The sequence below is a fragment of the Aliivibrio sp. S3MY1 genome, assembly GCF_028765575.1.
Classification (GTDB): Bacteria; Pseudomonadota; Gammaproteobacteria; order Enterobacterales; family Vibrionaceae; genus Aliivibrio.
The window spans coordinates 69,447-91,359 of record NZ_JARACO010000002.1 but is presented as its reverse complement, the minus strand read 5'-3'; the positions used below and the strand labels follow the sequence as shown (position 1 = coordinate 91,359).

At 38.6% G+C, this 21,913-nt stretch carries 18 protein-coding genes; 7 read left to right on the top strand and 11 right to left on the bottom strand.

Going from position 1 to position 21,913, the window contains the following annotated elements:
• Positions 1 to 10: 10 nt before the first annotated feature.
• The 4 genes from PVK62_RS02175 to PVK62_RS02160 all read right to left on the bottom strand — a co-directional run bounded on the left by PVK62_RS02175 (position 11) and on the right by PVK62_RS02160 (position 6,565).
• On the bottom strand, positions 11 to 2,845 hold the full coding sequence (locus PVK62_RS02175) for an alkaline phosphatase family protein (RefSeq protein WP_443111752.1): 2,835 nt from the start codon (positions 2,843 to 2,845) through the stop codon (positions 11 to 13).
• A gap of 390 nt (positions 2,846 to 3,235) precedes the next feature.
• On the bottom strand, positions 3,236 to 3,586 hold the full coding sequence (locus PVK62_RS02170) for a hypothetical protein (RefSeq protein WP_274443184.1): 351 nt from the start codon (positions 3,584 to 3,586) through the stop codon (positions 3,236 to 3,238).
• Positions 3,587 to 3,649: 63 nt separating this feature from the next.
• Positions 3,650 to 4,180, bottom strand: a complete 531-nt coding sequence (locus PVK62_RS02165; protein ID WP_274443185.1) for a GNAT family N-acetyltransferase — start codon at positions 4,178 to 4,180, stop codon at positions 3,650 to 3,652.
• Between the two features lie 132 nt (positions 4,181 to 4,312).
• Entirely contained in the window at positions 4,313 to 6,565 is a 2,253-nt protein-coding gene (locus tag PVK62_RS02160; RefSeq protein ID WP_274443186.1) for a peptidase U32 family protein, read from the bottom strand.
• 181 nt (positions 6,566 to 6,746) lie between these two features.
• Between PVK62_RS02160 and PVK62_RS02155 the strand changes: the two genes are divergently transcribed.
• Positions 6,747 to 7,397, top strand: a complete 651-nt coding sequence (locus tag PVK62_RS02155) for a glutathione S-transferase (RefSeq protein ID WP_274443187.1) — start codon at positions 6,747 to 6,749, stop codon at positions 7,395 to 7,397.
• A 30-nt stretch (positions 7,398 to 7,427) separates the two neighbouring features.
• On the opposite strand, the gene PVK62_RS02150 is transcribed toward PVK62_RS02155, so the two are convergent.
• From PVK62_RS02150 to PVK62_RS02135, 4 genes are read right to left on the bottom strand one after another with little or no spacing between them, the layout of a single operon-like run.
• Positions 7,428 to 8,273 carry a sulfurtransferase gene (locus tag PVK62_RS02150; protein WP_274443188.1) on the bottom strand — a complete coding sequence of 282 codons (846 nt, stop codon included), beginning with the start codon at positions 8,271 to 8,273 and terminating at the stop codon, positions 7,428 to 7,430.
• 24 nt (positions 8,274 to 8,297) lie between these two features.
• Entirely contained in the window at positions 8,298 to 9,086 is a 789-nt protein-coding gene (locus PVK62_RS02145; RefSeq protein ID WP_274443189.1) for an SDR family oxidoreductase, read from the bottom strand.
• 9 nt (positions 9,087 to 9,095) lie between these two features.
• Positions 9,096 to 9,515, bottom strand: a complete 420-nt coding sequence (locus PVK62_RS02140; RefSeq protein WP_274443190.1) for a GNAT family N-acetyltransferase — start codon at positions 9,513 to 9,515, stop codon at positions 9,096 to 9,098.
• 55 nt (positions 9,516 to 9,570) lie between these two features.
• Entirely contained in the window at positions 9,571 to 10,017 is a 447-nt protein-coding gene (locus PVK62_RS02135; protein ID WP_274443191.1) for a GNAT family N-acetyltransferase, read from the bottom strand.
• Between the two features lie 185 nt (positions 10,018 to 10,202).
• On the opposite strand from PVK62_RS02135, the gene PVK62_RS02130 reads away from it, so the two are divergent.
• A complete protein-coding gene (locus PVK62_RS02130) occupies positions 10,203 to 11,903 on the top strand; it encodes a chitinase (RefSeq protein WP_274443192.1) in 1,701 nt (566 codons plus the stop codon).
• Between the two features lie 88 nt (positions 11,904 to 11,991).
• Here the strand turns inward: PVK62_RS02130 and PVK62_RS02125 are convergent, their stop codons facing one another.
• Positions 11,992 to 13,548, bottom strand: coding sequence for a BCCT family transporter (locus PVK62_RS02125; RefSeq protein ID WP_274443193.1), 1,557 nt, complete (start codon positions 13,546 to 13,548; stop codon positions 11,992 to 11,994).
• Positions 13,549 to 13,877: 329 nt separating this feature from the next.
• Here PVK62_RS02125 and PVK62_RS02120 point away from each other — a divergent pair, with 329 nt between their 5' ends.
• Genes PVK62_RS02120 through PVK62_RS02110 form a run of 3 tightly spaced genes read left to right on the top strand, consistent with a single transcriptional unit; the run spans position 13,878 to position 16,336 of the window.
• On the top strand, positions 13,878 to 14,267 hold the full coding sequence (locus PVK62_RS02120) for a PepSY domain-containing protein (protein ID WP_274443194.1): 390 nt from the start codon (positions 13,878 to 13,880) through the stop codon (positions 14,265 to 14,267).
• Between the two features lie 33 nt (positions 14,268 to 14,300).
• Complete coding sequence (locus tag PVK62_RS02115) at positions 14,301 to 14,957, top strand: response regulator transcription factor (protein WP_274443196.1); 657 nt, start codon at positions 14,301 to 14,303, stop codon at positions 14,955 to 14,957.
• A gap of 17 nt (positions 14,958 to 14,974) precedes the next feature.
• Complete coding sequence (locus PVK62_RS02110) at positions 14,975 to 16,336, top strand: ATP-binding protein (RefSeq protein ID WP_274443198.1); 1,362 nt, start codon at positions 14,975 to 14,977, stop codon at positions 16,334 to 16,336.
• A 307-nt stretch (positions 16,337 to 16,643) separates the two neighbouring features.
• Here the strand turns inward: PVK62_RS02110 and PVK62_RS02105 are convergent, their stop codons facing one another.
• Positions 16,644 to 18,686, bottom strand: coding sequence for a sensor histidine kinase (locus tag PVK62_RS02105; RefSeq protein ID WP_274443200.1), 2,043 nt, complete (start codon positions 18,684 to 18,686; stop codon positions 16,644 to 16,646).
• On the bottom strand, positions 18,683 to 20,101 hold the full coding sequence (locus tag PVK62_RS02100; protein ID WP_274443201.1) for a sigma-54-dependent transcriptional regulator: 1,419 nt from the start codon (positions 20,099 to 20,101) through the stop codon (positions 18,683 to 18,685). Before PVK62_RS02100 ends, PVK62_RS02105 begins: the two co-directional genes overlap by 4 nt.
• A 281-nt stretch (positions 20,102 to 20,382) precedes the next feature.
• Here PVK62_RS02100 and PVK62_RS02095 point away from each other — a divergent pair, with 281 nt between their 5' ends.
• Both PVK62_RS02095 and PVK62_RS02090 read left to right on the top strand, forming a co-directional pair.
• A complete protein-coding gene (locus PVK62_RS02095) occupies positions 20,383 to 21,204 on the top strand; it encodes a substrate-binding domain-containing protein (protein WP_274443202.1) in 822 nt (273 codons plus the stop codon).
• A 3-nt stretch (positions 21,205 to 21,207) separates the two neighbouring features.
• Complete coding sequence (locus tag PVK62_RS02090; protein ID WP_274443204.1) at positions 21,208 to 21,906, top strand: ABC transporter permease; 699 nt, start codon at positions 21,208 to 21,210, stop codon at positions 21,904 to 21,906.
• The last annotated feature ends 7 nt before the right edge of the window (positions 21,907 to 21,913 follow it).

The following is a 21,913-nucleotide window of genomic DNA, read 5'->3' as shown; positions in this document are numbered from 1 at the left end:
CTTCTTTTATTTACTTTTTTTGTATATCCAGCTCACTGAGCAAAGAAGGAAAACCCCATCCATTTTCATTCTTAATAACGATTTCTTGGGTAAGATATTCATATAATGTCGGAGCAAGTGAGCCATTCGCGTTACTCTTCAATTCCGACGCATCCGATCCTACGGGTGTTCCCCAGAATCCTAAAAAGGCATCTTTTTCTAAGTAATGCTCACCTGCATGCCTACCTGGCACTTTAGTATTAAACCCAACCCCAAATTTAGGGAATAAGTTTATCGTCCCTGCTCTGTCTTCTTCATACAATTTAGCTAATTGATTCACTGAATCTGGTCGCGCTGTGTAAGCGGTTAAGCTTCGCCATTCTTGCTCTGTACACCATGAACTGACATCATCGCTAACGGCAGAAACCATGCATCGTTGATATAACGCTTGATATGATGCTAATTCAGCTTCATTTGGCTGCGATTTATATGGATTAAGAATATCGAGTTCAAGTAACTGGGATGAACCAATAACAGGCTGATAAAGTAATCGCTCCCCTTTTTTAGTGATTAATTCATCAACTCTAACACCGTCTTTAAAACCAATAATTCGAGCTTTACATTCCTCTAGCGTGCAGTGTGTTTCTCTAACAACGAGATAATCTAACGACTCTTTTAAACGTGATGCGATTTCATTAACCACATTAATAGAGCCACCTTTTTTGGCATTAACAGGCGTCCACGTTGTTAGCTCTGTGTATGTAGGTTGCACTTTCCAACCTTCGGCTGAATTAAAGAAATCCATCATAAAGTTGCCACCTGCAGTAGAGGCAACCACCACATCAACCTCTTTATTACTTTCATAATTAAGCGCATTGGTAATTTTAGGGCCTTCACCTTCATCCGAAGAGATCTTCTTAACCACTAACGGATAACCAAGCTCTGTTTGAAGAGAATCGAACACCTGTTTTTCTGGATTAAGAGAATAATACACGGGTGATAAGCCGTGATCCCCAGCCATCCCCCAAAGTGTTCTAGCGTATACACCTGCATCTTTATATGTGTTAGTAAATTGCGTTAACCAATAATCTAATCGATTCAACTCCCCTGTCGGCATGAGTATTTCATCACTAAATGGGCCAGTAAAATGAGCAAAATGATCAGGCCATGGATTATAGATCAAGGCGTAATCTGGCATGCCTTTTTGTTCTAGTTTCGACAAGGATTCTAAATTCTGTTGGATCTTCCATTTTTGCGTTAATTTACTGTAGATATCCAAAACAAAGATATCATCATAAACACCAATATCGTCAATTAACTTTGCTCGCATCTTAACAATCGTTTTCTCTGCTTTGGCTCGTTGTGTTAACTCTCTCAAACAACGCTTTTCACCAAAGTCTCGTAAACTCTCACCGGCACCTAGATTCACTAAACCATCATAAGTGGTGTGTGCATTCCAATCGTATTGGGCATTACAATTTAACGTAACTAGGTAATCCAAGCGATCAAACATGGTTTGAACTTTGTTTGCATCCATTAGACGATCAAGCTGCAAAGCATCGTTGCCGAAAAAGTAATAAGCGCGATCTTCTTGTCGGTCAACAAAATGGAAATTCGGTATTCCAGTTCCACCTTTACCAGAGACCTTCGCACCCGTCTTTATTATCGGTAAATTACGAACACTAATGGTAGGCGTTGATGATATCCCTACATTAACAATACTTTTATCATGATTTTGATATAACTCAGTAAAAAATGGCAAATAAGATGAGTCGTTATACTCTTTCTCTGTCAGCCTTTTTAAGAATGATAATTGCTGTTCGTGCTCTGGCTGCGTGGTGATTTCATTCTGAGGCTTATAGGTTTCATGCTTAAGATGATCTTTATACACCTGTTTGATAAATGGTTTTTCAATCGGTGACATTAATCCTTCAAGCAGACCTTGTTGCAAACCATCCACCGTAACTTGAACTGCTAGTCGACGTTGCTGACGAGATTCTAAATAAGCAATAACCGTCGCAGGGTTGTCTTTAAAACTCTCTTGTAACCATTTATTGAGTACCTCTTGTCGCTGCTCTTGATAAACAAACTGGCGGTATGATTTCAAGACATTAAGACGAACAAAATCAATAAGAGTAATGGTTAATGCTTCTGCTTTATTATTCACAGAGCCTTTATGCTCAGGCTTACCCTCTTCAATGATTTGTTCTAACGCCCCACGCATTTCTCCCTCATCCATACTTGTGAGTGCTTTTGTCATTCCAGCAATGATGATTGGTTGAATTTTATCTATTATTTTTCTATCTTCAGGCGTATCAGAGAGATAAGTATAGCGCTCGGGTAATACCTCAAGATCCTTCCACTCACCAATTTGTACCAATTCATCATACACAATCACCATGTTCGCAATCAATTTGCGATCAATCTTTAACCCTTGGTGATGGCTATCTGCTAACTCTGGTTTCTCTTCTTTTTGAACACTATTAAGAGTAAACAAAGAATGACTAAATCCGTTAAGTGTCTCTTCATCGTATTGGGTTTTCAAATAGGCTTTAAAAGCATCTTCATTATCCATATCTCCGTATTTATCAACAAAGGTATAAAGAAAATGACCTAAAGGGATCGCGTATGAGGGATTAGAAAGCTTTGCAATGATGCTTTTTTTAACATCACCATCCAATGGAAGAGATAAAATGTAAGCATCTAATGTGATGCCTGCAATGGTAAAAATAGCGGCATCACGAACCGTTTCCGTTGTATATATTACAGATGAATGTATCTGATTTTTAAGTATTTCTGCTGAGTTAACAACTCCACCAACCACGGGAATTAAACCGACGTTGGCCGAACTGTTTACACTCAACATCGAAAGAGACAACACACTAAATGTAAATATTGACGAAAACGGTTTGTATTTCACTTTAACTTCCTTTTATAACAGTTTGGTTCAGTCATTAATTAGATAATTTTAGTATATAAAAAAATCAGTAACTTACTTAGGCTGCATTATATAGGGTTAAACCATTGGTTTCATTAGCGGGATCCTAAAATATGGATCGTTACACATTTGAATAAAGCGAAGGGTAAGAATAACAAAGGAAGTGCGATGAAATTTTCGCTGAAATGATTCATGGAAGCCCTCTACAAAGCTCATAATATGAATTTTATAGAATACTCCCATTGCAATTTAATTCTGGTTAGCCCATCAATCTTACGATGCCGCTATAACTATCCTGTAATTGACAGTTTTAATCTATTACAGTCCAAAACCTATTTTAGGTTGACGGCGAACAGAGCGAACCCCCCATGGTGCTAGATCTGACTTTGGTTGACCTTCAAAATCACCAAGACAAATGTAGCCCTTAGAAAGGTAACGGAACAAGAAGTCACCGCCATCTAATGATCCTGTTTTATCATCACCAAAAGGTAAATGAATACGCTCAACACGAAGATCCTGTGCTTTCTTAAATGCAGGGTAAGCCGTTGAGTTGATTTGGTATGCATCTAAATTTTTCAGTAACGCTTTATCTGACATCTTTGCTTTCATACGAGCAAAGATCATTATTAGACGTTTCTGTTTTTCAGAAGAGACGATGATCATTTCCATTATAGGAATTCCTTTGAAACAAGAAAGTATATAGCAAGCCCTGCTTTAGGGCTATATCTCACTTTATATCACTGTCGATAACTGCTTAATTACGCAGCGATATTCATAACAATCAATAATTTCACCGTCAACAATGGTAAACTCAGGTCTAAAACCCGCTTGTTTAAAACCATTTTTGGCTAACACTCTTTGGGATGCCAAATTATCCGTCGCTGCTGTAGCTATTAATTGGCTCAACGCTAATGTCTCTCTGGCAACATCAATCAATTCTTTAGTTGCATAAGTAGCGAACCCTTGAGAAACAAATTCTTCACCAATTCGATAACCAATAAAACCGGATTCTTTTTCTCGATTAATATTATAAAGATTGGCTCGACCACAAATAGTTCCTTGAGCATTCTTCAATATCATCGGATAAATTCTCTCTTCTTCATATTCAGATAGGTAAAAATCAATATGATCTTTGATCCCCTCTTCACTGAAGAAATCCTCATCTCGCGCTTCAATGAATGATTCAAACCATTCTCGATTTACCGATTCAAACTCCAGTAACGCTTCTGCATCTTCTGTTTTCAGTAGTTGTAGTGTCACCATAGCCAATTCCTCTCAGTGTTTATAATTATACTTCGCAATATCAAATCCATACTTATTATTGAATTATAGACAAAAAAAAGCCGTGATATGTGATCACGGCTTCTATCTTAAGATTATCAGTACAATTAGCGCTTATAGACCTACTTTATATTGGTCATGCGTATTAATTGGCACCATGGTAAACAGCTCTTCTTGTACTTGCTCATCGCCATTCAACAAACGCTCAAAATGTTTTACTAATTCAACTTTATCAGCTTGTACTTTAGAACCACCACCAATGTTAGTTAAATCAATAAAGAACTCATCAAATAAATCCGACATATCAGTCACAATATCCATATTTAAGAATTGCTCGTGATTATAAATACTTGGGTAGCCGCCTTTTTGCTTATCTACCGCAAAAGAAACCCCTCTTGTATTGGTTATTGTTGTCGCTTTTTCACACTTCAACATACAACCAGCTTCAATTGCACGCTTATTACAACCTACCGTTTGTTGGAAGAAGCACTGACGACTTGTCATCATTAACACCGGGTGGTAAATACTATAAAGTAGTTTAAAGTTCTCTGGACGACGAATATGCTTAATTTGTCCTTTATTGATCTCATTTGAGATAAAGGCACCCGAACAATTAAACTCTTCTTTCATTGTCACTAATGCGTGTGAGTTAGTGGTATTTAAGAATGGACCTGCAATCCATTCAATGCCCATCTCAAACGCTTTATACGCTATACCTGTATTGTTTGTTACGATACGCGTAGGCTTAACTTCTTCAAGAACTCGAACCGCTTCATTATAATCTTTACCAATCAATACCGCTGGGAACCATGGAATTAAACGAGGGTTTTCTAAGAAGATATTAATGTACTTAGTCTCATTTCTTCTAAAGCTTTCAGGTAATTTAAAATAAATATCTGCATCTGTTGCATCGCATACATTTAAGTCTTCGACATCTGCTATCAGCATTGATAGTTTAGGTTTCTCTTCTACTTTCGCGTACTTAGGTAATGCTGGTACATCAACAAACTTTAGCACTTCTTTAGACCCATTAAGTAAATAAGCCACGTTATCTTTAAGTTCAGTTAACTCTCTAAATGGAATAGCTAAATTATCCGCTAACTCAGAAAAATCATAACCGGTAAGTTCGTAATTAGCGTTAATTACGCCTTTGAACCTTTTTTCTAATTCTGACGAAGTAATCGATTTCTCGCCCGCTTCACTTAGCAGCGATTGCGATTTCACCTCAAACGTTTCTTGATCTTTATTGCTTGGTGTTATCGTTACAACTAATGGTTCACCAAGAACCGCTTTAAAAGCGATCGTGATAGAAATCTTATTGATATCTAAGAACTTGATTTTGTCTTCTAGCGTTGCTCCAAGTGCGTTTTTATCACTATAAAGCTCTTGTTTTACTTCTTGAATTTGTACTACATCAATCGCATTACTTTGTTGAACCGCATAATTCACACTATTATCGCGCGGGTTATCGATAAACATGTCTTTAGTTAAATTACCTTTCAAGAATGAGTTGGTAAAATCACGATTGAATACTTTATGTAGGTTTGAATCATCTTCATATAGCTCACCCGACTCAACAAACGTATTGATATTTTTACGCCAGTTTTCAATAACAGTATAAACGTAATGAGCACCTTTAATTCGGCCTTCCACTTTCAGTGAATCTACTTTAGCATCAACCAATTCAGGTAATTCAAAGTAAGCTGAGTTATCTTTTAAATTTAATGGGTATTTATTTCCAACATCAGTCTCTTCATATTCATCACGACATGCTTGACTACAGCGTCCACGGTTTGCAGAGTTACCGACACTGACTGATGTTGAATAACATTGACCAGAGAAAGCAATACATAATGAACCGTGAACAAATACTTCAACTAATACACCGTGTTCATGCGCTAGCTCTGTTATGGATTTAATCTCACCAATATTAAGCTCACGAGATAAATTAACGCGTGAAGCACCTAACTTAGACAAAAATTGAATTTGACCATCGTTATGTGTTGTTAATTGCGTTGAAGCGTGAATATCTAGTGTTGGAAAGTATTTTTTTACTAGATTAAACATACCAAGATCTTGAACAATAATGCCGTCAATAGTGGTATTTACTAGTTGATTAAGTAGCTTTGAAATTGATTTAATTTCATGCTCAAGAAGAACAATATTCAATGTTAAGAAAACTTCACAGCCATATTCATGAGCTAATCGTAATACACCATTTAGCTCATCAAATGAAAGATTGGCAGCGCGGTTACGTGCGTTAAATACATCTAAACCACAGTAAACGGCATTTGCTCCTGCTACGATGGCTGCTTTAATCGCTTCTACATCACCACCTGGGGCCAATAATTCAAGTTTTCTACTCATTATGAAATTGCTCGCTTCTTATTATATGTAATAATTTTTTGAGGGGGCATTCTACTCGCCTCACGCTTTTATTACCACTTATTCAGCTTTTATTGATCCAGATCATAAAGAAATAAAGGTGAAACCAAGGATTTATTCCATTAATATGATTTAAAACACGTTAGCTTTTGAGTATTTAATCATGACAACGCCCATTCTTTACTCCCTTCGACAGTGCCCTTATGCGATGCGTTCTCGTTTGGGTATTTTACATGCACAACAAACTGTGGTGCTGCGTGATATTGATATGAAGAATAAACCTGAAGAAATGCTATCGATTTCACCGAAAGGTACGGTTCCTGTATTGCAGCTAAGTGATGGTAAAGTAATCGACGAAAGTCTTGATGTGATGATTTGGGCACTAACTCAATCAGATCCTAATAACCTACTCTATTCACATGATAAGCAGAAACTCCCCCACATGCTTGAGTTTATCTATCGAAGTGATCATGAGTTTGTTGATGCATTGCGAAAATATCGCGCAGCCTCTCGCTATCACGATACGAATGAAGTTGAATGCAGAGAGCGATGTTGTGAATGGTTAATGGCTATCGAGCAAGCGTTATCTCTGCATGCTTATATTATGGGAGAAGCACCGAGCTTGGTGGATTACGCTATCTTACCCTTTATTCGTCAGTTTTCACGAGTTGATAAGAAGTGGTACGCTCAAGCTCCGCTCCCTTATTTAAGAGCATGGTTGGTGGATCATTATAATGATCCTACTTTTTCAAAAGCGATGTTTACACACCCAAAATGGCAGAAAGGAGCTGAGAATATTCTTTTTGGCGCTTAACGTGTCTCTCATTGATCACTCTTACTTAAATTACTCTATCGGTAATGCGTGATTACTGCCCCAATCCGCCCATGAACCATCGTATAAGACAACCGCTTTATAACCAATAGATACGGCTGCCAACATTAAGATGCACGCGGTAATACCTGATCCACAACTGAAGTAAATCTTCGTATCTACTGATGGTACTCTTTCTGCAAAAATAGCTCGTAATGTCTCTTCATCTTGATAGGTATAATCATCTAACAAAATAGAAAATGGGAGGTTTTTAGAGTTTGGAATATGGCCACTACGAACACCTTCACGTGGCTCTGGTGCTTTGCCTAGAAAACGCATTTCTCCACGCGCATCTAAAATTGCCACATTGGTATTTATTACGCTAACTACTTCGTCCGAGTCACACGCTAAACCTTTCACCGCTTTCGCCATCGCATTACCCAATATCGATGTTGTTGTGTATTCTGATGCCGTTTCTCTTCCCTCTTTTAGCCATTGAGGTAATCCGCCATCCAAAACATAAACATCTTCAAATCCCATTACCTTAAACGTCCACCACGCTCTAGGAGCAGAATAAATACCTTGGCTATCGTATATAACAACCATTGAATCAGAATTAATACCTAGCTTCTGTATTGCCTGAGTAAACTGCTCTTCATTAGGAAGTGCATGGATTTGAGAAGATGTATGATCACAAAAGTCGGCTTCTATATCCAATTTACGTGCCATAGGTAGACAAGAAAACGCCTCATAAACTAACGGCTCTTTACCGACGACATTCGCCATATAGGCATCCACAATAACGAGATTCTTATCTTCGATATGCTTAGCTAACCATGCTGTGGTTACAAGTGGATTGGTATCTAATAGGTTGCTCATTATTCTATCCTTAATTAATGTCGTTTAGATGTCATAAGAAATTTGCATCACATCCGGGTAAATGAACTCATAACCCAATGCCTGTTTAATTTTTTCATTACTAATAATTTTAAACGTTTGAGTGTCTGACTCGATAAAATCAGGTGTAATCACCCCTATTCGCTGAGTTGCTTGTGTATAAAACTCTCGTTTTGTTGGGTGCGTATCAGCACAGGCATTAAAAATAGTGTTCCATTTCTCTTGTTTTATGATCTGTGTTATTAACTCAACACAATCATCCTGATGGATCATATTTACAGGTGCGTCTGGGTTACTCACAGAACGGCCACTTTTAGCAAAAAATCGTCCTGGATTTCGTTGGTATCCCACTAAACCACTAAAGCGAATTACCGTTGTTGTAAATACCGATGATTGACAAAACAACGATTCAATTTGAAATAATACAGAAGATTCAGATGCCGCAATTTCTTCAGTCACCACACTATTGTTATCCGCGTATACCGAGGTTGAACTAACAAAAACCACATGTTTAATAGATGAAGACTCTAAGATACGGATCAAAGCACTAAAGCCTGCTTTATTCTTAGAAGGAATGGCAATAATTAAAATATCTGAGTCTAAAAATGGTGCCCATGATGACTCTGTTACCTCACCATCGATATCCTGTAGAAATGGAGCAACAGAGATACTTTCCAATAACTCTATTTTTTCTTTGCTGCGAACCGATCCTTTAACGGCAAAGCCATTATTAACCAAACATTTAGCTAACGGTAACCCTAACCAACCACAGCCTAATACACTTATAGATTTCATGGCTTTACCTCAAAATAACTTTAACTGACTTGCATCGGATAAAACCCATGCACTGTTGTGAGCTTCAAAGCCTATTTTTGGGTAATACCCTTCAGCCTTTGGTGCCGCGAGTAAGATTAATTTGCAATCAGGTGTCAGCTCTTCTTTGGTCACCAAAATAAGATACTTCCCAATACCTACTGACTGAATACTTTCGTCAACTGCTAAGTCGGATAAATAACAACAAAAGTTAAAATCAGTGACTGAGCGAGCAATACCAATGAGTTCGCCATCCCCCCATGCGGTCACAACTAGATTTGAGTTATCAAGCATGGCTTGTATTTTTGCAACATCATCAATGGGACGACGCACACCTAAAGAGGTTTTCTTTAATAGAGTAATAAACTGCTCTGCAGTAATAGGTTCATTGACTTTATAATCGATTTCCATGCTCTCTCCACCTTCATGCTAACTATTTTTTATTCTCAAAAGACACAATAACAAGTTACTCAACAATATCTAGGGCAAGAACGAGGCGATCTTCACCAATATCAAAATAGTCTTGCTCTTCTTTGACTAAGTAAAAACCATACGATTGATACAAAGCATACGCTCTCTTGTTGTTTGGACATACCGTTAAAAGTAATCGTTTATATCCTTTTGCATTTTCAATCGCTGTTTCTAGTAACTTTTTACCAAGCCCATAACCTTGTGCATTTTTTGATACTGCTAATGACAAAATCCATGAGTCTCCTTTTGTGACGCTTGATGGCACTTGTAAAAGATAACCTACAATCTCTTCACCTTTTTTGGCAACCAGCAATCCATTAGCCCAGCAATCAAAAGCCTGTCTAATAAAGAAAGATGGATACCCATGATTACCAAACGCTTCGGTTTCTATTTCATAGATCTTTTTTAAATCGATTTTTTCTGCTGTTTTGATGCTTACCATTAATACATTCCCCTGACTGCCTTATAAATCACACTCTTACTGTGCTTTTGTATATAATTTATACTCTTTGAAATAACTCGCATAGTTAAAACTGATTTATCTATCTAGATAACTAAACTTTATAAAAACTCCTATAGTTATTCCAACTTAATTTAATCTTTAAATTATCACAAGGAGCGTTAATAATGTTTAAACTTGCTTTATTACCAACACTACTCGCTTGTAGTTTTGCCGCTAACAGTACCACAATGAACCCTCAACCAGACCCTGAAAATCCAACAGGCTATATTGTTACTCAAGCTGAGATTGATGCCGCTGAAGCCGCAAAGACAGCAGATCCTATGTATGATGTTTGGGCAAAAGCTTTGGCAACTCAACCTAACTCCGTTGTTGATGCTATTAATACTGGCCTAGCAACAAACCCTGATAACGTAAAGCGTGTTGAACGTGTTTTTCCTGCATCTGAGTGGTTCTTTTTAACTCAAATGGCAGCGCCTGAATATTCTTATACTCGTTTCTTACAGGCAATTGGTAAATTCCCTGCTTTTTGTGGTGACTATACTGATGGTCGTGATGCTGATGCTATTTGTAAGAAATCTATCGTTACCGCATTTGCACACTTCTCTCAAGAAACTGGCGGTCATATCGCAATAGATAATACATGGGATAACCCACTAGGTCTTGAAGAGTGGCAACAAGCGTTAGTGCATGTTCGTGAAATGGGTTGGTCTGAAGGCCAAGAAGGTTATACCACTGGTTGTGGGCAAAATGATTGGCAAAACAAACGTTGGCCATGTGCGGCGGGTGAAGGCTATTTTGGCCGTGGTGCGAAACAATTGTCTTACCATTTTAACTACGGTGCTTTCTCTGAAGTCATGTACGATGGCGATGCAACTGTATTGCTAAATAATCCAGGTTTAGTTGCTGATTCTTGGTTAAACCTTGCTTCTGCCATTTGGTTCTTCTTAACACCTCAAGCTCCAAAACCTGCCATGCTTCATGTTATCGACCGTACTTGGACGCCATCTCAACGAGAGAGCGATGCAGGTATTGGTTATGGGTTCGGTACAACGATTAATGTAATAAACGGTGGTATCGAGTGTGGTGAACAAAATAAAGACAAAGGGCAACCTGTTAACCGCATTCGTTATTGGGAAGGACTATCGTCTCATTATCAAATCCCAGTTGAAGCAGATGAAGCAAATACGTGTTGGCAGCAAACACCTTACGGTAGTTTAAATCTAAATGGTGCGACCGATGTGCTTTACACTAACTGGGATGGTAACTGGAAATACTACCCTGATCGTCCAGAAGGCGCTTCTTTTGAATGTGAATTAGTCGGCTTCCAAACTGCATATTCTGCGCTTGTTCCTGGTGACTATGAAAAATGTGTCACTAACTTCTATGAGTCTCACGCTAACTGGCCTGTAACTCGTGTTGTTGAAACGCTTCCAACCGATCCATCAGAGCCAACCGACCCGACAGATCCAACAAACACGTGGGATGCAGGCAAGGTTTATAACACTGGCGATCAAGTGGTTGTAAATGGTGTCACTTACCAAGCTAAATGGTGGAACCAAGGTGATAACCCGGCAACGAGCACCACAGGTGTTTGGGAAGTGATCAGTGGTACTCCAACAACACCTGTAGAGCCTACACCGCCAACGCCTGTTGACCCGACTCCAGTAGAACCGACGCCACCAGCACCGGTAGAGCCAACGCCTCCTACAGAACCAACAGATCCATCATCTACATGGGATGCAACAGCCACTTATAATACGGGTGACCAAGTCACCGTTAATGGTGTTACGTATCAAGCTCAGTGGTGGACTCAAGGTAATAACCCTGAAACTTCTGGTGAATGGGGAGTTTGGAAGAGAGTATAGCGTTATCTAATTCAATAGATACTCTGAGCGTAAAAAGGCTTACCGCACCACTGCGATAAGCCTTTTTTCAAAACATAGTCTTTAAGTGTTAAGCCGTCACACTCTTAGTGCAGTCTACTGACGATTTGCTTTCTTGCTCAACTTTTTTCATTTTTAATACCGCAATAGGTGCTGAAATAAACGTAAAGCCAAGTAAGATAGACACCGGAACGGCCGTGATCACAATGAAAGATTGCAGAGCGTTTAATCCACCATCCCCTGCAATCAATAGTACGCCAGCAACAATACCCATCATTAATGCCCAAAACAGACGTTGGAAACGTGATGGTTTATCTGTTCCCTCAACAGCCATTGCAATTGAATACGCCATTGAATCACCCGTTGTTGCAACAAATGTCGTGGTCAGAAGTAAAAATGCAGGAATTAACAACCAGCTTAAAGGCAGTTGCTCTAATGACGCGAGTAATACCGCAGGTAATCCCGCTTCTTGTAATGGCCCAGAAATACTACCCGGAGTTTGTAGCTCAAGGAAGATACCTGTACCACCCAATGCAGAGAACCAGAAGTTTGTCGCGATAGGAGCAATAATTGCCACGGTAATCACAAGTTCACGAATACTGCGACCTTTAGAAATACGAGCAATAAAGATAGCCATCATTGGTGCAAAACCAATAAACCAACCCCAAAAGAACCATGTCCACCACGAATTCCATGATGGATCTGCAGTACTTAAACTCATTTCCGGTAGGTGTTGAATATAGTTACCAAATGCAAGACCAAACTCAGTAAAGATAAAGCTTGTTGGGCCTAGTACCAAAATGGCGACTAATAAAGTAACAGCACCAATAACATTCATTCGGCTTAACCACTGTAAGCCCTTTTCCATCCCCGTAAAGGCTGAAACTGAATAAATTGCCACAATCATAGATAAAAGACCGATTTGACTCATCAGTGAGCTTTCAAGGCCTGTCAGTATCGTTAAGCTATAACTAAGTTGTGTTGCTAAGAAACCAATCGGGCCAATTGTACCAGCAGCAACCGCAATAATTGAGCAAGCATCAATTATTGAGCCTAACCAATGATTTTCAAGTTTGTTACCTAAAATTGGGTATAACAGAGCGCGGGGACGTAATTTAGCACCACAATTATAATGTGCGTACATTAGTATAATTGTACTTAATGTGCCTAAAACAGCCCATGCTAAAAAACCCCAATGCAAGAAGCTTTGGCTTAACGCAGGCGCTACAGCAGCAAGAGTGCCCGTTTTAACATCAGAAAAAGTTGGAGAAGGAGTAATGAAATGAAAGATAGGTTCCGCGGCTGACCAAAAAACACCTCCGCCTGCAAGTAAGGTACACATGATCATTGCGACCCATTTGAACGTACCGAACGCTGGTTTTTCTTCACCACCCATCTTAATTTTGCCATAACTGCTCATCGCTATGATAAGAGCTAAAACAAATGTGATGATCATTAACCACTGCCACCATAGCCCAAACATGGTAGATGCTGACATAAATAAGGTTTGAATCGTTGCTGTAAATGTTGAGAGATCAACAAGAGCAAAGAGAAGGAATAAAAGAATAAATCCTATAGTAAGTGTTGGAACTAGTTTATCGCTATTTTCATTGCTATTTTTAAACATGGGTATCCCACTTGATGCGTGAGGGATGAGACTCTAGCAGCTTGAAAAACGTAAAACCAGTGAAATATTTTTAAAAAAGGCAAAAAAACAATTATATAATTATGATTTCCATCACAAAATTTAAAATTTAAAATTTAAAATCAACAACTTATAAATAGCATCATGAAATACTACAACAACCCAGAATAATTTACACATTTATCAAAATAACTCATTATGATTAGAGTACATTGAGCTTTCCTTATTGGATTTTCTTCAGTATAAAATTCATGTTCTATTCATCTTCGCTGTTTTATACTGCTCCTATATTAACTTAATTAGGAAGCATCATGCTAAAAAAATCAGCCGTATACCTTGCTGCCCTATTCACTTTTTTTCCATTATCACAACATGCTTTTGCTAATGAGCACCCTGATGGACATCAACTCATTCAAGATGTTCATCAAAGTGGCACTAAAATAGATATCGATGAAGATCAAGATGAAGTTTATGACGCGGTTCAAGCTGGTTTAGTAAAACCATTTTCTGAGCTTTACGCTATGGTTGCAAAAGACTTCCACGGCCGGATCATCAAAGTGGAACTGGATGAAGACGACGATGAATGGACCTACGAATTAAAGCTGGTACATGAAAACAATATAATCAAAGTCGAATATAATGCCGCAACCTTAGCAATCACAGAGATCAAAGGCCGCGATATTCGCGCCGCTCTTAAATAACAACAAAAAAGATAATCACTCAAGAGAATAATAATGAAAATTTTAGTTGTAGAAGATGACTTACGTTTAGGTGAACAAATTATAGAAACCTTAGAAGGTGCTGATTGGGTCCCTGAGTTATCTCAAGATGGTGTCGACGCTTTATACCGTGCAACCACTGAAGAGTGGGATGCGATTGTTCTCGATCTTGGCCTACCAAAGTTAAATGGGTTAACCGTATTAAAAAGCATTCGCGACGAAAACATTAATACCCCAGTGATTATCTTAAGTGCCCGTGACACACTATCTCAACGCGTCGAAGGCTTAAATGCTGGTGCTGATGATTATTTGACTAAACCTTTTGAAATGGTTGAATTAATCGCTCGTATTCGCGCTCAATTGCGTCGCGCTTCAGGTAATGCTTCTCCAATTCTAAAAATTGGTGATTTAAGTTTAGATACCCGCAGTTCAAAAGTACTTTGGCAAGACCAAGCCGTTAGCTTAACAGCATTAGAATACAAGGTTGTTGCCTACTTCATGCACAACCCTGATAAGGTTATTTCAAGAACCACGCTGGTAGAACATATTTATAAGCAAGATTTTGATCGTGACTCAAATACAGTGGAAGTGTTTATTGGCCGCATTCGTAAAAAAATAGCGCCACAAATTATTAAAACAGTCCGTGGTCTTGGTTATCAATTAAACCCTTAAAATATAAAAGGTCTACTGTGAATACATCACCGAGACAATTCAAAAATACCTTCAAAAAATTGAGTTTAAAAAGTCGCTTGCTTCTTGCTGCGGCTTTTTGGCTATCTGCTATGATATTGGCTGCTGGGATTGGTATCCCTAAATTAGTAAACGATTATCTAGTTCAAGATGTAAAAAGCCAGTTATCACTTTCTATGGATGAGATCACCGCAAATATTGAGGTGAATCGTAAAGGTAATCTCATCATGACATCTCCTCTATCCGATCCTCGCTTTAGTCAGCCTTATAGCGGTCTTTATTGGAGCGCCTCAACTAAAGGTGATGATCTTCGCTCGCGATCTTTGTGGGATAAAAAACTCAATATTGAAGAAGATCCGTTAGATACCAAAGCCACAATTAAAGGCGCAAATAATGAAAAATTAATTTATATTCAAAAACAAATTTATCTGCCAGAAATTAAAGCACCAATCACAATAACGATTGGCCTTAATGAAGACCCTTTAGAGCAAACACTGCATCAACTAACGGGACAAGTTTGGATTATCTTAGGCTTACTATTTAGTGGTGTTTTGTTTTTAATTGGTGTCCAAGTCAGTTGGTCACTTCGTCCTTTAGCTAAAATGCAATCTGAGCTTGTCATGCTACGTAAAGGGGAACAAAAGACCTTAAGTCAGCATTATCCTCAAGAAATCGCGCCATTGGTTTCGGAGCTCAACGCTCTATTGTTTCATTACCAAGAGTTACTTGAGCGTGCTCGTCATCATGCTGGTAATTTATCTCATTCATTAAAAACGCCTCTATCGATCCTTAAGAATGAATTAGAATATTTGAGTATTGAAGATAAAAATCGCCTGTCTATTCCTATTCGTCAACTTCAAGAACACATTGATTATCATCTTAGCCGTGCTCGCATGGCAGGCTCAATGAATATACTTTCTGTAGCAACCTCTCCTTCTGAACGAGTAGATGCTATCTCAATGGCATTTGATAAAATTTATGCCGAGCGTGAAGTAATATTAATTAGCGAACTTAATAGCGAAGACAAAATAGCTGTTGATAAGACAGACCTCGATGAAATGCTCGGTAACCTACTTGAAAATGGTTATAAATGGGCACATTCGATGATCCGTGTTCATTCTATTGAGATACCGAATAACCAAATTCAGATTATCATTGAAGATGATGGCTTAGGGATCCCTCAAGATCAGTTTGAACGAGTAATTAAACGTGGCATTCGTTTAGATGAATCAACCCCAGGAACCGGGCTTGGCTTAAATATTGTGACTGAAATGGCACATAGTTATCGTGGCTCTTTAACCTTAGATAAAAGTACCATCGGAGGATTAAAGGCGACACTTACCTTCCCTAAAGTTGATTAGTCTCAATTACAGACAGATCAGACTGATAATATAGTCATTATTGAGTAGGTTTTTTCATTAAAAAAAGATTAGAAGTATTTAGAAAAGAGTCGATAAAACAAGAAGTAAAGAGGAAGAAAAAGGAAAGCCACACGTCTCAGAATGTGGCTTAATTTAGTACTGTTCGGGGTCATAACCGGACGAGCTAACTATCTAATAACAGTGCCTAAATATCAACATTTTTCGATAACATTACGGTTAAAAAAAAACCAATCATTAAGCTATTCTACAAATTTGTGAGAAGGATAACATTTTTCATGTTTCTTTTTTATCCAACTAAATTATCAAATTGATGATGCTCTGATTTTATTGGTAAATAAACAATAAATGTCGATCCTTCCCCGAGTTGTGATCGCACTTTTATTTCTCCATCGGTTTGGCTTAATAAGCTCTGAGAAACAGAAAGACCGAGACCAGTACCGTCACGTTTGGTGGTATAAAATGGGTCAAAGATCCGATTTAATTGTTCTGATGACATGCCACAACCAAAATCTTCCACTTCAATAATAGCACCTCGTTCTTTACCTTCTTCACACCACGTACGACTGCGAATAATCAATTTACCTTTACTGTTCATCGCATGAATACCGTTCATTTGCAGATTCACTAAGACCTGCAATAAATGATGTCGATTAACCTCAACTCGTGGTGGTTGTTCAAAATCAAACTCGACTTCAATATCTCGCTTATGCGCGCCAGTCCTAACTAGCGTCACACTCTCTTCGATAATTGGATTAATATACTGCCAAGTGACTTGATCTTGAATTCCACCCTGCCTGCTGTATTGCAACAAACTGCGGGTGATATTACGAATTCGATCTATCTGCTCCATTATCGCATCTAGCTCTTCTGAAATAACCTCTGCGCCCTCTCCCAACTCATATTTAATCAACTCCGCGTTACCTAAAATTACTGCGGTTGGATTATTTATTTCATGGGCAATCCCTGCGGTCAACTCACCAAGAGAAGCCAGTTTTTCACTCATAATGAGCTTATCTTGCGCTTGTTTTAATAACTTAATGTATTGCTCTAGCTCAATGGTTTTTTCATGCAAACTAGCAGTACGAGATTCAACTTTAGATTCTAAGTCTTTTGATGCTCGTTGGATCTCTATATTTCGCTGTTGCAATTGATCTAGCATATTATCAAACTGTTGTGCCAGACTCGCAAGTTCGTGGCTATTATCTAACCCTAGCTCACCAATACGAACATCTTTACCCATTTGTACTGACTTCACCACATAGTGAATCTTTTCAATTGGTTGAAAAAGATCTCTTGCCCCACGATGCACAAAAATAGTGGATAGCAATAAAGTAATAAGTATGGTTACCCCTGCTTCCACTAAATTCTGTAAGTATTGCTTAAATAATGGCCACTCTAAGTAACCGGTGTATAGCATCCCTACCACATTGTCGTTCATGTCTTTTATCGGTTGATAAGCAGAGATATACCAATCGTTATATACATAAGCTCGGTTAACCCAACGCTCACCCTTTTCAATGACTCTCTCTTTTACGACAGTTGAAACACTTGTACCTATAGCTCGCCCCTGATTGAGTGATTTATTCGCAAAATCATTATGCAGTGGAACATTGGTACTAATACGTAAATCGTCTAGAAACAGAGTTACTGTCCCATAATTATCCGACGCTAAATCGCCCTCAGGGTAAATAAGATCTCTGATCCGATCGACTAAAAATATACTGTTATTTAGAATGATACCGCTATCAACTATCCACGCTAAGTCGCCGTTATCGCTAAAAATAGGAATTAACGTTCGACTTACTAATCCACGCTTTTCTATGCTGCCATCATTCTTATTAATCACTTGAACTTGCGCACTCAATTGAGGGCTAATGTTATACAGTTCAGCATTGCTCATTACCTGAAAAAAGGTACGTGGTATCCCTAATGATAATGCTTTAACTGATGATTCTGGTAAATGTTCAATATAGTTAGCAGGATGAACAACAATAAAATCAGAATTATATTTATCTGCTTGGTTTTTTGCCCAATATTGAAGCTCTGGATCATTATTTTTTAATCTTATTTGGAATTGATAAGACTCTACAAAACTGTGGAGTTCAACGCCTTGTTCTTGTTGTAAAAAATTAATACTGTTGTTTGCTACGGATAATTTGCTTCCAACATCATTGAGTGCACTTTGCCATGTATAATGTACCGACCAAAACGCTGTAATAATCACTAAAGCAAATAATGTGAGGAATAAAGGAACGGAGTTTAACCATAGTAAACGATATCTCACCATAGTTTTGATTCTGCGTTTCCATAAAAGAAGAGATAACATCATGCGATATCTTCACTCCACTCTTTAAATTTTCTCTCTAAGGTTTTACGAGCAACACCTAGTTGCCTTGCTGCTGCTGACTTGTTCCCATCATGCAATTCCACAACCGTAATTATGTGCTTTTTTTCAACTTCTTTTAATGTCCACTGATCGGGGTATTCATCCATTTCAGGCATACAAGTACATTCCGTTGCTTCTTGATTTAAAATCGGCTCTTGATTAGGTGATTGATGCAATGGCGTATCACCTTGTAAACTAGACCAGTGCTCTACTGGCGGTTTACCGAGTAAAATACAACGCTCAATCATATTTTTAAGCTCACGAATATTCCCAGGCCAATCATATTGAGCCATAGCAACGATATCTTCATGTGCCCAGTGAATTGGTTTTAACCCCATTTCTTTTGCTATCATGTGGGAAAAATGCTCTGTTAAACAGGCTAAGTCCGCTTTACGCTCACGCAAGGCTGGCAATGAAACGGTAAGGACATTTAAGCGATAGAAGAGATCTTTTCTAAAATTCCCCTTTTCAACTTCTTTTACTAAATTACGGTTAGTTGCAGCAACAATACGAACATCAACTGGGATCTCTTTTTCAGATCCTACCGGACGAATGGCTTTTTGCTCTAGAGCACGTAAAAGAGACGATTGCATCCCAATTGGCATTTCACCTATTTCATCTAAAAATAGTGTGCCGTTATTCGCAACTCTAAATAAGCCTTCACGCCCTTTCTTTGCACCAGTAAATGCGCCTGATACATGGCCAAAAAGTTCACTTTCAAGTAAATCAGGGGCAATCGCACCACAGTTAAGAGGGACAAACGGGCCGTTACGGTGACTTAATTGGTGTAAACCGCGAGCGACTAACTCTTTGCCTGTACCAGACTCACCTTCAATTAATACTGCAGCATTTGATGGTGCAAGTTGAGCAACCATTTGTTTTAACTCCATGGTTTTTTCAGCATTGCCGATCATTTCAATTGGGTTATATTTTTCCACTTCTCGTTGTAATGCAAAGTTAGTTCGCTCAACCAAACGGCGATCCATACAGCGCTTCACCGCTTGCAGCATATTTTCAAGATTAAACGGTTTTAAAATAAAATCAGCCGCACCTAAACGTAACGCTTGAATTGCAGTATCTAGCTCTGCATATCCCGTCATAAATATAACGTCATAGTTTCGAGAGTCACAAGCAATGCTCTCTTGCCATTCCAACCCCGTTTGACCTGGTAAATTGATATCAAGGATAATCAAATCAAGATGGTGAGACTGGCGAATAGCTTCGGCATCTTCAATGGTTCCAACAGTATGAACTTGTCCAAATTGTTTACTTAATGCTTTTTTTAGTATGGTTTGCATACCGACTTCATCATCAACAACAAGTACTGAAAATGCATTCCAATCTGATTTCGAGACCATAGAGCTTCCTAATTTATGCGCTTCAACGAGATATGTGGGTCAAAATGTCCTACTTATTCTACCTTTAATTCTACAAAATGTATGCCTTCATATGAGACATTTTGTCCTAGTCACATTTTTTGTAGGGCTTTTGTGTCAGAATACCTAGCAATCTGTTAAATATCATTAAGTTACAGATAATTCTATCAGTATTATTTCTGGCATAATGATTGCTTTGATCGCGATGAGTCTATTCATTTATTGCATTTGCAGTAATTTTAATAACACTACATGGATATAACATGAACAATAAAATCAGTACGTTTACAGTGATGGCTACACTGGCTCTTGGTTCTTTTTCTGCAACTAATGTATATGCAGATGACGCAAGCATTGTACGTCTAGCGACAACAACAAGTACTTACCACTCGGGTCTACTAGATTATATTTTACCTGAATTTAAAAAAGATTCTGGCTATGAAGTTCAAGTCTTAGCTGCGGGCACAGGCAAAGCGCTAAAAATGGGCGAAAACGGTGATGTTGATTTAGTAATGACTCACGCCCCTAAAGCGGAAGCAAACTTTGTTGAAAAAGGTTATGGCGTTGATCCAAAAGCATTAATGTATAATGATTTTGTTCTTGTTGGCCCTAAAGCCGATCCTGCTCATATTCACGGCATGAAAGACGTGACTGCGGCATTTGAGAAGATGGCTAAAACTGATTCAACATTCGTTTCTCGTGGCGATGATTCAGGTACAAACAAAAAAGAACTGATCTTATGGTCTCAAGCTAAGATTGAACCAAACTTTGGTGGCTACAAAGCCGTTGGCCAAGGTATGGGACCAACATTAAATATGTCCTCTGAGCTACAAGCTTACACATTAACAGACCGTGGTACTTGGTTAGCTTACCAAAACAAACTTGACCTTGAGATCATGGTTGAAGGTGATAAGCGTCTATTTAACCCTTACCAAGTGATTCTTATTAACCCTGAGCGTTACAACAACCTAAACACCAAGGGTGCTCAAGCATTCAGTGATTGGTTAGTCAGTGACAAAGGCCAAGCAATGATCGATAGCTTTACTCTTAATGGTAAAAAATTGTTCACAGCGGACGCTAAATAATCCATGACTATCTTAGCCACCTCTCACGAAGCCATTCAATTACTGTTTAGCGGTGATTCTGCGTTGTGGAGCATCGTTGGTGTTTCATTCTCTGTTTCATTGTTTGCAATGGCGGTTGTGTTATTACCAGCTCTCTTGTTGGCGTTTGCGCTTGCATATGGTTCATTTCCTGGGCGGTGGCTACTGCTCTCTATTATTAACACATTACAATCTGTACCTACTGTTGTGATTGGCTTATTGCTGTATATGGTTCTTTCTCGATCTGGACCTCTTGGCGATTGGCAGCTACTTTTTACTCAAGAGGCGATGATTGTTGGTCAAATGTTCATCTGTTTTCCTATCATGGTTGCCATGATGCACGGCGCATTTCAACACAGTGACCGCCGCGTATGGGAAACCGCATTTACCCTCGGCGCTTCATTACCACGTGCTTTTGGTAGTTTAATTTGGGAAACACGATTCCCTATCCTAGCCGCTGTTATTGCTGGGTTTTCTCGAATTATTACTGAAGTTGGCTGTTCGATGATGGTCGGCGGTAACATCTTTAATGCAACACGAAACATTCCAACTGCAATCGCTATGGAAAGCCAAAAAGGTGCGTTTGCTCAAGGGGTTGCCCTTGGTATGGTGCTATTAATTTTAGCTTTAGTGTTAAATTTTTTACTCTCTATCACTCGTGGTAAAGGGTATTTACGTACTTAGTAGGCAT

Coding starts and splice junctions, on each gene's coding strand:
- PVK62_RS02175 (WP_443111752.1), bottom strand. CDS start 2,845: ATGTTGAGTGTAAACAGTTCGGCCAACGTCGGTTTAATTCCCGTGGTT.
- PVK62_RS02170 (WP_274443184.1), bottom strand. CDS start 3,586: ATGGAAATGATCATCGTCTCTTCTGAAAAACAGAAACGTCTAATAATG.
- PVK62_RS02165 (WP_274443185.1), bottom strand. CDS start 4,180: ATGGTGACACTACAACTACTGAAAACAGAAGATGCAGAAGCGTTACTG.
- PVK62_RS02160 (WP_274443186.1), bottom strand. CDS start 6,565: ATGAGTAGAAAACTTGAATTATTGGCCCCAGGTGGTGATGTAGAAGCG.
- PVK62_RS02155 (WP_274443187.1), top strand. CDS start 6,747: ATGACAACGCCCATTCTTTACTCCCTTCGACAGTGCCCTTATGCGATG.
- PVK62_RS02150 (WP_274443188.1), bottom strand. CDS start 8,273: ATGAGCAACCTATTAGATACCAATCCACTTGTAACCACAGCATGGTTA.
- PVK62_RS02145 (WP_274443189.1), bottom strand. CDS start 9,086: ATGAAATCTATAAGTGTATTAGGCTGTGGTTGGTTAGGGTTACCGTTA.
- PVK62_RS02140 (WP_274443190.1), bottom strand. CDS start 9,515: ATGGAAATCGATTATAAAGTCAATGAACCTATTACTGCAGAGCAGTTT.
- PVK62_RS02135 (WP_274443191.1), bottom strand. CDS start 10,017: ATGGTAAGCATCAAAACAGCAGAAAAAATCGATTTAAAAAAGATCTAT.
- PVK62_RS02130 (WP_274443192.1), top strand. CDS start 10,203: ATGTTTAAACTTGCTTTATTACCAACACTACTCGCTTGTAGTTTTGCC.
- PVK62_RS02125 (WP_274443193.1), bottom strand. CDS start 13,548: ATGTTTAAAAATAGCAATGAAAATAGCGATAAACTAGTTCCAACACTT.
- PVK62_RS02120 (WP_274443194.1), top strand. CDS start 13,878: ATGCTAAAAAAATCAGCCGTATACCTTGCTGCCCTATTCACTTTTTTT.
- PVK62_RS02115 (WP_274443196.1), top strand. CDS start 14,301: ATGAAAATTTTAGTTGTAGAAGATGACTTACGTTTAGGTGAACAAATT.
- PVK62_RS02105 (WP_274443200.1), bottom strand. CDS start 18,686: ATGATGTTATCTCTTCTTTTATGGAAACGCAGAATCAAAACTATGGTG.
- PVK62_RS02100 (WP_274443201.1), bottom strand. CDS start 20,101: ATGGTCTCGAAATCAGATTGGAATGCATTTTCAGTACTTGTTGTTGAT.
- PVK62_RS02095 (WP_274443202.1), top strand. CDS start 20,383: ATGAACAATAAAATCAGTACGTTTACAGTGATGGCTACACTGGCTCTT.
- PVK62_RS02090 (WP_274443204.1), top strand. CDS start 21,208: ATGACTATCTTAGCCACCTCTCACGAAGCCATTCAATTACTGTTTAGC.